This window comes from Duganella aceris (assembly GCF_011090165.1).
GTDB classification, from domain to species: Bacteria; Pseudomonadota; Gammaproteobacteria; order Burkholderiales; family Burkholderiaceae_D; genus Rugamonas; species Rugamonas aceris.
Genome location: NZ_JAADJT010000021.1, coordinates 1 through 13,195, shown reverse-complemented (window position 1 = coordinate 13,195; position 13,195 = coordinate 1). Strand labels below are relative to the sequence as shown.

Genomic DNA, 13,195 nt, shown 5'->3' with positions numbered 1-13,195 from the left:
CCCCACCCAAGCAGGAGCTGACGTTCATGTCGACCAACACCCTACCCAATCTGTTTTCCCCGCTCAAGATCGGCGCCATCGACGTCGCCAACGGCATCGCCATGGCGCCGCTGACGCGTTCGCGCGCCGACATGGACGGCGTGCACTCGCCGCTGGCGGTCGAGTACTACCGCCAGCGCGCCTCGGCCGGCCTGATCATCAGCGAAGCCACCAATATTTCCCGCGAAGGGCGCGGCTACGCCTTCACGCCCGGCATCTACACGCCGGCCCAGGTCGCCGCGTGGCGGCTGATCACCGACGCCGTGCACCAGGCCGGCGGCAAGATCGTCTGCCAGCTGTGGCACGTGGGCCGCATGTCACACGTCTCGCTGCAGGAAAACGGCGCCGCGCCGGTGGCCCCGTCCGCGATCCAGGCCGGCGAGCAAGTGTTCCTGGAAAGCCAGACCGTCGAGCGCCCGTCGCCGCCGCGCGCGCTGGAGACCGACGAGATCCCGCGCATCCTGGACGACTACCGCCACGCCGCGCGCTGCGCGCAAGAAGCCGGCTTCGACGGGGTCGAGATCCATGCCGCCAACTGCTATCTGCTGGAACAGTTCATCCGGGACAGCACCAACCAGCGCACCGACCGCTACGGCGGCCCGGTCGAAAACCGCACCCGCTTCCCGATCGAGGTGGTGAGCGCGGTGGCCGAGGTCTGGGGCGCCGACCGCGTCGGCGTGCGGCTGTCGCCGATCACCCGCGCGGTCGGCGACACGCCGCTCGACAGCGATCCGCAGGGCACCTACTTTTACCTGGCCGAGCAGCTGGGCAAGCTGGGCCTGGCCTATCTGCACTGCGTCGAAGGCCAGACCCGGGGCGACAACGGCGCCGCCGATTTCAACTTCAAGCGCCTGCACGCGAAGTTCGGCGGCCGCTACATCGCCAACAACAGCTACGACCGCGACATGGCGATCGAAGCGGCCGCCTCGGGCCACGCCGACATGGTGGCCTTCGGCCGTCCCTTCATCGCCAACCCGGACCTGGTGGAGCGCCTGCGCCGCAATATGCCGCTGGCGCAACCGCAAGCGGCCACCTTCTACGGCGGCGGCGCGGAAGGCTATACCGACTATCCGGCGCTGTGACCGCGTGGCGCGTTAAAAAAAAGCCGGGTCCCGTGGGAAGCGGGGCCCGGCCAAAAGCCGTTACGTTCAGGTAACGACCAATATTGACATAACAGCCATCATGGCAGTTAGTTAATCCAAGTTAATTCTGGTTAAGCCGAGCAAGGCCGGGCCGCGCGCCGGCGACGCCGCGTCCAGCACCTCCCTGGCCTGGCGCACATCGAGCGTGGCCAGCCCCTCGCTGAACTGGTCCAGCACCGGCGCCAGCACGCGCCGCGCCGCGTCCGGCGCGTGGCGGCGGCAGTGCAGCCGCGCCAGGCTGGTCGCCGCGCGCAGCCGCCACGCCAGCGCGCCTTGCCGCGACGCCACCTCCATCGCCCGCAGGTACAGGCTTTCCGCCGCGTGGGCGTCGGCCGGTTCGAGCAGCTCGCCCTTGATGCGCAACAGTTCGGCGTGGCACCACTGTTCTTCGCCGGCTTCGCAGGAGGCCAGCGCCGCGTCCAGCAGCGCCAGCCCCTCGTCGCGCCGGCCCTGGGTGCCGAGCGCGGTCGCCAGGATGCCCGCATAGCTGTTCATCCGCAGATGGAAATGGTGGGCGCGCCGCTCCTCCAGCGCCTCGCGCAGCAGCGCCAGGCTGGACGCGTCGCCGCGCCGCACCCGCAGCACCGCGCGCAGGCAGCGCAGCAGCGCGTCCCACAACGGCAACGCCAGCGTGGCCAGATGGCCGGACAGTTCGTCCAGCACCCGCCCGGCGGCCGCGTGGTCGCCGACCTGCAGCATCACCGGGAAGGCGGCGTGGGCCAGCACGTGCAACAGCGACGGCGCGTGCCCTGCGTCGCGCGCCTGCTCCAGCGCGGCGCAGATGGTGCGCACCGCCTGGTCCGGATAGCCTTGCAGCCACAGCACGTTGGCCAGCGTGCCCAGCGCCGCGCTGCGCTGTTCCAGCTGGAAGCCGGCCATGGTCGCGTGCCGCGCCGGCGCCGACGCCGCATCGCGGCTCAGCATGCGGTCCAGCCGGACCCGCGCCGCCGCCTGTTCGCCGCCGTAGTGGTGGGCGGTGGCGATCAGCCGCTCCAGGCTGGCCAGCACGCCGGCTGTGTCGCTGCCGGCTGCATCGCTGCCGGCGGCGACCGCGCGCACGCGGTCCGCCAATGCCAGCACCGCGCGGTGATCGCCGGCGTAACTGCGGTACACCGCCATGCCCCACAGCGCGCGCAGCTGGTGCTCGCGGTCGTGCAGCCGGTCGGCCAGCGCCAGCACCCGCATCCAGGCGGCGTTGCTTTCCTCCACCGGGCCGCTGGCGTACAGCACCGCCGCGCCCAGCGCCGCGTGCAGCTTCATGTCGTCGCCGGCCGATGGGCATGCGCCGGACAGCGCGCGCTGGATGCAGCGGCGGCACTCTTCCAGCAGCGACAGCTGCATCCACAGCGGAATCGCCGCCACCGTCAGCGCGATGCCGAGCGCGGCGTCGCCCGCCGGCGAGAACGCCCACGTCAGCGCGGCGCGCACATCGTCGAGGTCGCGTGCGTAGGCGGCCAGCCAATCGGTGCCGCAGCGCCGGCCCCACTCGGCCGAGGCGAGCTCGCAGCGGGCTTGCTGCCAATGCGCGTGGCGGCGGCGCGCGACGTCCATGCCGCCCGAGTGTTCCAGCTTGTCCAGCGCGTAGGCCTTGGTGGTGTCGAGCAGCCGATAGGTCACGGTCGCGCCGCCCACGTCGGCCGACAGCATCGACTTGGCGACCAGGTTCGCCAGCGCATCGATAATCGCCGACGCGTCGGCCGGAGTGTCGGCCTGCGTATAGGCCCGCGCATTTGCCCGGATGCCGGCCTGTGTATCGGCCGGCGCATTCGCCCGGGTGTCGGCCGGCGCATTCGCCCGGGTGTCGGCCGGCGTGTCGGCCGGCGTATCGGCCTGCGTATTCGCCCGGGTGTCGGCCGGCGTGTCGGCCCGCGCATTTGCCCGGGTGGCGGCCTGCGTGTCGGCCGCGCCGTCCGCCGCAGCGTCGGCGCCCAGCCCGATCGCGGCGTCGAGCGTGAACGCGCCGGCGAACACCGACAGGCGACGCAGCAACGCGCGCTCGTCGGGCGGCAGGAATTCGTAGCTCCAATCGAGCGCCGCCGCCAACGTCGAGTGGCGCGGCTGCGCACCACGCCGGCCGCGCTTGAGCAGGCGGAAGCGGTCGTCCAGGCGCACCGCCAGCTCGCGCGCGCCGAAGGCATCGATCCGCATCGCCGCCAGCTCGATCGCCAGCGGCACGCCCTCCAGCCGGCGGCAGATGTCGGCCACCGCCGGCGCGTCGGCGTCGGACAGTTGATAGCCCGCCAGACACTCCGCCGCGCGCTCGACGAACAACTGCACCGCCGGAAATTCCAGCGCCTGCCGCGCCGTCAACACCGCCGACGCCGCGCCCACCGCAGACACCACGCCCTTCGCGCCCGCCATACCCGCCGCGCCTGCCCCTCTCGCCGCGCCCGCCGCAATAACTGCGCTTGCCGCGAGCGCCGCACTTGCCGCCTCCGCAGCGCCTACCGCACGCGCTGCACCTATCCCGCTGACTGCGCTAGCCGCTCGCTCTGCGCCTACCTCGCCGGCTGTGCTTGCCGCATGCGCCGGGCCTACCGCGCTGGCTACGCTTGCCGTACGCGCCGCGCCTACCGCGCTGGCTACGCTTGCCGCATGCGCCGCGCCTACCTCCCCGGCTGTGCTTGCCGCATGCGCCGCGCCTACCGCGCTGGCTACACTTGCCGCGCGCGCTGCGCTGGCCGCGCTGGCTAAGCGTGCTGCGCTGGCCGCAACAGTGCTGGCCGCGACCGCCGTCGCCTCCGCTGGCGGATATTCCAGCGGCGCGAGGCGGTGCACCGACTCGCCGCTGGCGCGCAGCGGCTCGCGGCTGGTGGCCAGCACCACCACGCCCGGCGCGCAGCTGACGATGCCCGCCACCAGCGTGGCCACGCTCTCGATCACATGCTCGCAACTGTCAAGCACCAACAACAGACGCCGGCCGCGCAAACCGGCGATCAACGCCTGCCCGCCGTCGTCGGCGGGAATGCCCAGCCCAAGCGCGGCAGCCAACGCGCCAGCGACGAAGCTCCCCTCCGACAAGGGACTCAAATCGACAAAACAGATGTCCATGCCGTCCCGCGCATGCCACACCTCCGCGATCGACAACGCCAGCGTGGTCTTGCCGATCCCGCCCGGACCGACGATACTGACGACCCGGTGCCGCTCAAGCGTACGCAGCAGCATGGCCTGTGTAGCGTCGCGCCCCAGCATCCGGGTCGCCGGCGCCGGCAGATTGTGCGGCGGCAGCGGCGGACGCGGCTCCGGCGCACCCGCCGCCTCGCCGTGATCGGCCAGCACCGGCGCCACAAAGCGATAACCGCGCCCGCTCACGGTGACGATATGACTGCTGCCCGGCGCGCGCGACTCCAGCGCCCTGCGCAGCGCCGCGATGTGCACCTTGACGTTGCCCTCGTCCACCACGCTGTTGGGCCAGGCCTGAGCGATCAACTCCTTCTTGCTCACCAGTTCGCCGGCCCGCTCGACCAGCACCGTCAAGATATCCAGCGCCCGCCCGCCCAGGCGCACCGGCGCCTGCTCGTGCAGGAGCAACTGCCTGGTGGGAATAAAGCGGAACGAACCGAAGGAATATTCCCGCTCTCCCGTCGGCATCGCCTCGTCGCTGCTGGTGTCCATCGCTATCCTGAAGTGTGCGGCCCCGGTTGAGGTCCGTCATTTTAACCAATAAAAAAGCCGCCGGCGTCGAGCCGGCGGCAAACGGGACTAACTCACAACCGGCTTAGAAGCGGCGGTTGTACTCCACCGTGAACTTCACGGCGCGCGGCGCGGTGTAGCTGATCACCCGGCCATAGGTCGGATTGATCTCGGCCGTCGTGTTGACGTTGTAGGTCTCGTCGATGGTCTGCGCGGTCTGCTTGTTGGCCACGTTGAACACCTCCATCTTCGCGGTCAGCCCCGTCAGGAACGCCGGCTGGTAGGCCAGGTTCAGGTCCAGCCGGATGTCCCACGGCAGCGTCCCCAGCGTGCTGCGCGGCACCGCCTTGTCGCAGTAGAAGTACACCGAACCGTAGTTGACCGCGCGCGGCACCGACGGATTCCAGCCGAAGCAGCTGCGCGGACGGCCCGAAGCCGCCAGGAAGTTGCCGCCCACCGACCATTCCGGCGTCACCTCGAAGAAGCCGTAAGCCTTCATCTGGTGCTTGCGGTCGTTCGGCAGATTGCCGTAAGCGTTGACCATCAGCTCCGGGTTATCCCAGGTCGAGGTCGCGGCGACGTCGGTCTGGGCGTTGTCGGAACGGGTCTGGCCCTCGGTGTTGCCGCGGCTGCGCGACCAGGTGTAGTTGACCCGGCCGTACCAGCCGCTACGCAACGGATGCTCGGCGAACAGGTCCAGCGCGGTGTAGGTGCGCTTGGCCTGCTCGAAGCCCAGTTCCGCCGCCGTCAGGTGGATTTCCGAATAGGTCTTGTTGCCCTGGAAGTCGACCACGAAGGTGTTGTCGCGGCCCGGATTGAACGACGCGCAGCTGAAGTAGCCGTCGTTGGTGATCGCGATCTTGTGGTCGGCCGCGTACTTGTCGATCAGACGCGTATCGCAGTAGTCGTCGATGGTGGCCTTCAGCTCGCGGTAGGTGGCCTTCATCCCGATGTTCAGGTCGGCGCTCAGCGCCTTCTCGAAGCCCAGCGTCAGCTCATCCTGATAGGTGGCCTCCAGCCCCTTGGCCGTCACCGACTTCGGATCCTTCGACTGGCCCAGCTCGTTGTTGGTCGAGTACGGACCGCCCAGCGCCACCAGGCCCAGCGGCAGACCGTTGGCGTCGGTGCCGGTGTAGGTGAACGCCTGGCGCGTCAGCGTCGAGCGCGACGCGCCGCGCACCGCCAGGTGGGTCGGGATCTGCAGCGCGTAACGGCCGGCGCTGCCGAACACCTTGAACGAAGCGTCGCCGTTGACGTCCCACGACGCCGCCGCGCGCGGCTGGATCTTGTGGTCGATTTCCAGGAAGGTGTCGCCGTCGCCGTTGATGTTCTTGAAGCCCTCATCGCGCACGCCGAGGGTCACCAGCACATCCTTGGTCACCTGCCAGCGGTCCTCCAGGTAGCGCGCGTCCTGATGCGAGCCGGCGCCGGTCACGCTGTTGAAGATGCGCTTCTGCACGAAGTAACCCTGGGCGCCGTAGCCGCCGCCGGCCGCCGTGGTGCCGGTGGTGGTGCCGAAGTCGGTTTGCGCGTTCGGATCGACCTTCTGGTACACCCAGATGCCGCCGCCGCCGTAGTACTGGCCGACCTGCGAGGAATCGAGCTTCACGTTGTCGAAGCCGCCGCGCAGCATGTGCGAGCCGAGCTTGTACTCGACGTCGAAGCGGGTCGACTTGACTTCACTTTCCGAGGCCGGATTGTCCACCGCGCCGGACAGCACCTGCGGGCTGGAATAGTTCAGGCCGGGCACGCGCGTGTTGCTGGCGGCGCTGACCTGGAACAGGTTGGCGGTGTTCGCGCCGCCGACGTTGTCGTAGCTGGTATAGCTCTTGGTCTTGCTGCGGCCGGTCAGCGCCGAGATGGTCAGGTTGTCGGTCAGGTTGCCGACGTAGCGCAGGATCCGCACGTCGCCGCCGACGGCCGGCGTGAAGTCGGCGCTGTTCTTGTAGTGCTGCGACGCGGTCGGCGCCGCGCCGTGCTGGCCGGTGGCGTAGTCATAGCTGTACAGCCGGCGGTCGGTCTTGGAATTGTCGCCGATCAGCGTCGCCTCGACCCGGTGGTTGTCCGAGATGTTCCAGTCGAACTTGGCGGTGTAGCGCTGCAGCTTGTCGTCGGTCGATTCGAAGCCGGTGGCGCCCAGATTGGACGAGGTGCGGATGCCATAGACGCGGTCCTGGTCGTAGCGGCGGCCTTCCAGCGCGGCGAACATGAACAGCTTGTCCTCGATGATCGGACCGCCGACATAGGCGCCGACGATCTTCTCGCTGCGCTGGCGGTTGTCGTTCTGCTGGTACAGCGTGCCGTCGGTGGCCGCGTTGGCCTTGGCGCCGGTGTTGCCGTAGTAGACGTTCTTGTACTTCGCTCGCAGCGAGTCCGGCTCGATGCTGACGCTGGCGCCGGCATCCCAGTTATTGGTGCCGCTCTTGGTGGTGATGTTGACCACGCCGCCGACCGAGCGCCCGAACTCGGCGCCGAAGCCGCCGGTCAGCACCTGCGCCTGCGCGATCGCGCCGAACGGCAACTCCGACGCGCCCAGCTGGGTCAGCGGATTGGTGACCGGGAAACCGTTGATGTAATAGGCGTTCTCGGACGCGCCGCCGCCGCCGAACGAGGCGCCGGCCGCGTAGCGCGAGTCGGCGCGGGTGGTGTTCGGCGCCAGCTGGATGATCGCCGCCACCGATTGCTGCACCGGCAGCTTGCTCAGCTCCTTGGCGGTGAAGGTCGAGCCGTTGTTGGTGTTGGAGACGTCGATGCGGTTGCGGCGGCCGGTGACCTGCACCGTCTGGGCGGAAGAGAACGAAGCTTCCACGCCCTGGCCGATGATCACGTCCACCTCGGTGGTGTTGACGACCTTGCCGTCGCGCACCAGCTCCACTTTGTAGTGACCGGGCGGCATCGCGGTGGCGTTGTAGCGGCCGCCGGCGTCGGTGCCCAGCGTGCGCTTGACGCCGGTGTCGGTATTCTGCAGGACGATGCTGGCCGCGCCGCCGTCGGCCCGGCCGAAGATGGTGCCCGCCGCATTGGACTGGGCGAACGCGGCAGGCGCCAGCGCGACATTCAAGGCGGCGGTGCTGAAGGCGATCGCCAACGCACGCGCAATTACAGTCTTCTTAATCATTCAAATCCTTTTTTTTCGGAAAATTACGTTACATGGGAAAAAAAAGCATAGGAGAAAGATTGTTTTTCGCATATGACAGCCATGCATATCGAATATTCAGCCATGACTAGCGGCGGGTGATTCGCTCAGGAAGCCTGCAACCACGGGGCGCACGCGGCGGCGGCGCGGTGCCGGTGCGGCCCGGCTTGCATGCGGCTAGTGTGCATTTACAACATGGACTGTTGTTTCCAGGACGATGTCCAGCAAGGCCCGCAGCCGTGGCGAACAGCGCAGGTCGGCGTGATAGCCGGCCCAGACGGTGCTCGCGGCCGGCGCCTCCGGCATCGGCACCGGCGCCAGCTGCGGATAGGCGGCCGCCACCGCCACCGGCAGCAGCGCCAGCCCCATGCCGTTGCGGCACCATTGCAGCAACGCCTCCGGGCATTCGGTGCGCAGGCCGGTGCGGGCATGGCCGAGATGGCTGCGCAGCCACTCGCCGTGGCCGGCCTCGCCGTCGGCGCCGGTCAGCACCATCAGCGCATGGCCGCGCCCGCCCGCCGCCACCGGTCCGGCCAGGCGCAGATAGTCGGCCTGGCCGTACAGCGCGTGGGGCAGCTGCATGAGTTTACGCTCGATCAGGTCGGGCGCGTCGAAGCGGCGGGTCTGGATCACCACGTCGACCTCGCGCCGCACCAGGTTGGCCGAGCCGGCATCGGCGGTGAGGTGGATCTGGATCTGCGGCTGGCTCGCATGGAAGCGCGCGAACGCCGGCGCCAGCAAATGCGCGCCCAGCCAGCCGCCGGCCGAAACGCGCAGCAAGCCGCTCAGCTCCTCCTGCGCGGCGGAGCGGCGCTGGATCGATTGCGCCTCGCTTTCCATCCGCTCGACGTTGCGCAGCAACTCCATGCCATCGATGGTCAAGCTCAGGCCGCGCGCGTCGCGGTAGAACAGCGAGCTGCCGAGGCTACGCTCCAGCGCCCGGATGCGGCGCCCGATGGTCGGCTGGGATTGCCCCAGCACTTTCGCCGCATAAGCCTGGGTGCCGCTGCGCGCCACCACCAGGAAGGTCTTCAGGTCGTTCCAGTCACAACTGCCTATATCTATGTTCATTTCATCGATGGGTCGCCGCCGCAACTCGGCAAAGGCGAATATCATCACAGAACGAAAAAAGAGCTGGGGTTAATTTTGGTTAATAGTCGTAAAGGCCGCCGCCAGCGCGGCATCGACGCCGCACGACTGACCGGATACTGAATCCAGGCAACAATCGTGCATAATGGGTGTCTGGACAACCCGCCCGCCGCCAAAGACCCGCATGCACAGCCCAATCAAGATCGACATCGACACGGTGCAATCGATCACTGCCGTCCCCACGGTCATGCGGGTGATCGCGCAAACCACCGGCTTGCGCTGGGTCTGCGTCTCGCGCGTCACCGCCGACGCCTGGACCATGTGCGCGGTGCACGACGAACTGGGTTTCGGCCTGGTGCCGGGCGACGAAATCGAGATCGCCAACACCTTTTGCGACCAGGTGCGGCGCAGCAGCGTCGGCGTGGTGATCGACGACGTCGCCAACGACGACGTCTACAGCAGCCACCCGGTGCCCAAGCTGTTCGGCTTCCAAAGCTATTTTTCGCTGCCGGTGTACCGCAAGGACGGCGAATTCTTCGGCACATTGTGCGGCCTCGACCCCAATCCCGCCAGCCTGCGCGCACCGAAAACCCTCGACACCCTGCAACTGTTCGCCGAACTGCTGTCGGGCCAGATCGACGCCGAACAAGGCCTGTCGGCGGCCAAGGCCGAACTCGAAGCGGAAAAGCAGGCGGTCGAACTGCGCGAGCAATTCATCGCCATCCTCGGCCACGACATGCGCACGCCGCTGGCCTCGATGATGATGGGCGGCGAAGTGATCGCCCGCCTGACGGACGACGAACGGATCCTAAAGGTGGCCGCGCGCATCGACCGCAGCGGCCAGCGCATCGCCAACCTGATCGACGACGCGATGGACTTCACGCGCAGCAAAATGGACGGCGTGCTCGCCTCCGACCAACGCCTCGACGCCGACCTGCAAGCCACGCTGACGCACGTGGTGGCCGAGCTGCGCGGCGCCTACCCGAACAGCGTCATCGACGCCGACATCCTGATCGACGCGCCGGTGCATTGCGACGGCAAGCGGATCGCCCAGCTGGCGTCGAATCTGATCGTCAACGCCATCGTGCACGGCGCGCCCGGGATGCCGGTGGCGGTGACGTGCAGCGTCGAGCAGGGCCAGTTCGCGCTCTCGGTCAGCAACGCCGGCGCCGCCATCCCGCCCGCCGTCGCCGCCCGCCTGTTCCAACCCTTCTGGCGCGGCGACAAGTCGACCCAGGCCGGCGGCTTGGGCCTCGGGCTGTACATCGCCGACCAGATCGCCAAGGCGCACCGTGGCCGGCTGCTGCTGGACTCGAACCAGGAACGCACGATCTTCACCTTCAGCATGAGCATTCAGCAAGCGGAAGCGGAATACTGATGGGTTCCCAATTTTCCCCCAAGCGCATCCTGGTGGTCGACGACAACCGCGACGCGGCCGACCTCACCGCCGAACTGCTCGAACTGCACGGCCACATCACAGCGGCGGCGTACGGCGGCAAGGAAGGCATCCAGGCCGCCATCGACTTCGATCCCGACATGGTGCTGCTCGACCTGGGCATGCCCGAAGTCGACGGCTACGCCGTGGCCCGCACGCTGCGGCATATGCCGCAATTCCGCCAACCGGTGCTGATCGCCTACACCGCCTGGAACGACGCCGAAACGCGCCAGCGAACCAAAGCCCACGGCTTCGACCAGCACATGGTCAAGCCAGCGAACCTGGAATCGATTCTTGCCATGGTCGATTCGGCGCACCGCGCGCAGTAAGCATCCGACAGCGCGCGATAGCAAGACCGAGATACGCGAATGGCTAAGTCGGCTTACCGCGACATGAGACAAACAGCACTATCAGTCATTGTGAAATTCGGTCGCAGTAGCAAACAAGTCCCACGCCGCGATGAACATGGCCGCCACGACCGGGCCAATAACAAAACCATTCAAGCCAAATAGCGCCATCCCGCCCACGGTGGAAAACAGCACGATGTAATCGGGCATTTTCGTGTCCTTGCCCACCAGGATTGGGCGCAGGATATTGTCGACCAAGCCGATGACCACCACACCCCAAACGACCAGCCCGACACCCTCCCACACTGAACCAGTGGCAAGGAAATAAATCGCCACCGGCGCCCAGACCAGCGCCGCGCCGATGGCCGGCAACAGCGACAGAAACGCCATCAGCACGGCCCACAGCAGCGGCGCGCGAACATCCAAAAACCAGAATGCCAAACCACCCAAGGCGCCTTGAGCGATAGCCACAAGGATATTACCTTTGACAGTAGCACGGATGACGGTGGTGAAATTATTGAAAAGCCGCTGCTTGTACTTGCGTGACAGCGGCACAGCCGCGCGGATCTTGGCAGACAAGCTGACACCGTCGCGCAGCAGGAAAAACAGCAGATACAGCATGATGCACAGGCTGGTCAGAAAATCGACCGTGTAGAGGCTAACGTTAATCGCTTGCTTGGCCAGGCTCTGGCTAATCTCCGAAGCCCCGGCGGTCAGCTTATCCTGCAGGCTGGCCAGACTGGTCAGATTGAACCGATCCAGCAAGTTCACCAACCAAGCCGGCAAGGCCGCCATGATCTTACTGAAGAACATCCCTACCGTGAGTTCGCCCGAACGCACCATTTCAACCACCGAAGCGACCTGGTCCACCAACGACACCGCGACCAAGGTCAGCGGCAGGATGACGATGACGACAATCAGCAGCAAGGTCAAGAATGACGCCAGGTTCGGCTTCTGCGTGGTTCTCGCAAGCAGCCAGCGATAGACCGGGGCAAACACGATCGCCAGCACCACGCCCCAGAATACTGCACCGCCAAACGGCAACAGTACCCAGGCGAAGCCGATCGTGACGAGCGCAAGAAGAAGTAGGAAGGATTTTTGTTGTAGCGTGAACTGATGCATGAAAGAGCCCTGTATCGAATATGTTTTGGTGTTGCCAAATCATAATCGATCAGCCTCAAAATGGTCCGCACGACCTCACCTGTAACCGGTATTGCTGTATTTCCAGCTGTCCCTGGCGGAGAAGTCTAGAGCTCAAGCCTTACGGTCTGGTACCCTGACTTGCATGCCGAAGTTCTCGGCGCTTAATCTCACATCTGACGCGGTACTAGCTGTCCTGCGAAGGCCATCACTAACCAGCAGGCGACCCGGCAAGCTTTGCCGCCTGTGCTTTAATTACACCTGGGATGACCATGAAATCACTTGCACAAGTACTTTTCGCCGCTTGTTTGACCGTCACCTGTACCACCGCCGCAGCCGATTCGCAAGACCAATTCATGGCGATGCTACGTACTATGTGCGGCCACCGTTTTGAAGGCGGGCTGACGTATGCCATCGATCCGAAGAACGACTTTGCCGGTAAAAAAATGTCTACCGAAATCATCTGCACCAACGCCGATGTACGCATGCCCGTGCTGGTTGGCGAGGATCGTTCCCGCACCTGGATATTTACCCGCATCCCTGCGGGTCTGGACTTGCGACACGACCATCGCCATCCTGACGGCACGCCCGATGCAGTGACGATGTACGGAGGCATGTCGAACGACGCCGGATCGGCTCTATCACAATCGTTTTTCGCGGACGCGCACACATTCAAAGTATTTCCCGGATCGGAAACGAACGTGTGGACCATCAGTTTGAGTGCGGATGGAAGCGTGTTGACCTATCATTTGGATCGACATGCCAAACCGCGTATTGAATTTATCCTGAAGCAAGTCCTGGCTAAGACAATCATGTAGGTCGTTAGGGCGGGCCCAGCCCCAATGACCAACGGTGGCCTTGCAGGCAGCATCGGCGCAGGTCTTCGTTAGGCCAGCTTCCCTTCAGCATGGCCACCCGTTTCTCCGCCTCCCATGCCGGCGCCGCCGCCTTCGTGTCAAGTGCCGGATTTCCGAACGCCGGCCACCGTGATATGGCACCGCCATACGGAACTCTCTTTTTTGCGAGCCGCGATTTTTTGCCAAACCGTTGTCAGATTTCGGCAAATGACACAGTATTTTTGCCTTAAATTGCTTGTCTTTTCGAAATGGATTGAATCGCCACGAGTTTGCTAGACACTCGCGAGCCTCTCAAAATACCGCTTTTCAAAATTGACCGGTGAAAGCTTCTCATTGAAGCCATGCCGACGTTTTGGATTGTAGAACATCTCGATGTA

Annotated in this window: 8 protein-coding genes; 4 read left to right on the top strand and 4 right to left on the bottom strand. The window is 65.9% G+C overall.

The annotated features are described in order from the left end of the window. The first annotated feature begins 26 nt into the window (after window positions 1-26). Window positions 27-1,121: an alkene reductase gene (locus GW587_RS29445; RefSeq protein ID WP_166108471.1), complete on the top strand. Its 1,095-nt coding sequence runs from the start codon at window positions 27-29 to the stop codon at window positions 1,119-1,121. Window positions 1,122-1,232: 111 nt separating this feature from the next. On the opposite strand, the gene GW587_RS31715 is transcribed toward GW587_RS29445, so the two are convergent. The 3 genes from GW587_RS31715 to GW587_RS29430 form a co-directional block, all read right to left on the bottom strand. Then, the gene (locus GW587_RS31715) at window positions 1,233-4,796 is read right to left on the bottom strand and encodes an ATP-binding protein (protein ID WP_166108470.1); all 3,564 of its coding nucleotides are present in this window, start codon (window positions 4,794-4,796) and stop codon (window positions 1,233-1,235) included. A gap of 103 nt (window positions 4,797-4,899) precedes the next feature. Continuing rightward, a complete protein-coding gene (locus GW587_RS29435; protein ID WP_166108469.1) occupies window positions 4,900-7,932 on the bottom strand; it encodes a TonB-dependent receptor in 3,033 nt (1,010 codons plus the stop codon). A gap of 195 nt (window positions 7,933-8,127) precedes the next feature. Then, entirely contained in the window at window positions 8,128-9,021 is an 894-nt protein-coding gene (locus tag GW587_RS29430; RefSeq protein ID WP_166108468.1) for a LysR family transcriptional regulator, read from the bottom strand. Window positions 9,022-9,223: 202 nt separating this feature from the next. Between GW587_RS29430 and GW587_RS29425 the strand changes: the two genes are divergently transcribed. Both GW587_RS29425 and GW587_RS29420 read left to right on the top strand, forming a co-directional pair. After that, on the top strand, window positions 9,224-10,417 hold the full coding sequence (locus GW587_RS29425) for a GAF domain-containing sensor histidine kinase (RefSeq protein ID WP_166108467.1): 1,194 nt from the start codon (window positions 9,224-9,226) through the stop codon (window positions 10,415-10,417). Next, window positions 10,417-10,803: a response regulator gene (locus tag GW587_RS29420; RefSeq protein WP_166108466.1), complete on the top strand. Its 387-nt coding sequence runs from the start codon at window positions 10,417-10,419 to the stop codon at window positions 10,801-10,803. The genes GW587_RS29425 and GW587_RS29420 overlap by 1 nt, the downstream gene beginning before the upstream one ends. A gap of 81 nt (window positions 10,804-10,884) precedes the next feature. Here GW587_RS29420 and GW587_RS29415 read toward each other — a convergent pair whose 3' ends face one another. Next, window positions 10,885-11,943 carry an AI-2E family transporter gene (locus GW587_RS29415; RefSeq protein ID WP_166108465.1) on the bottom strand — a complete coding sequence of 353 codons (1,059 nt, stop codon included), beginning with the start codon at window positions 11,941-11,943 and terminating at the stop codon, window positions 10,885-10,887. A gap of 290 nt (window positions 11,944-12,233) precedes the next feature. Here GW587_RS29415 and GW587_RS29410 point away from each other — a divergent pair, with 290 nt between their 5' ends. Next, window positions 12,234-12,779 carry a hypothetical protein gene (locus tag GW587_RS29410; protein ID WP_166108464.1) on the top strand — a complete coding sequence of 182 codons (546 nt, stop codon included), beginning with the start codon at window positions 12,234-12,236 and terminating at the stop codon, window positions 12,777-12,779. Window positions 12,780-13,195: the final 416 nt, after the last annotated feature.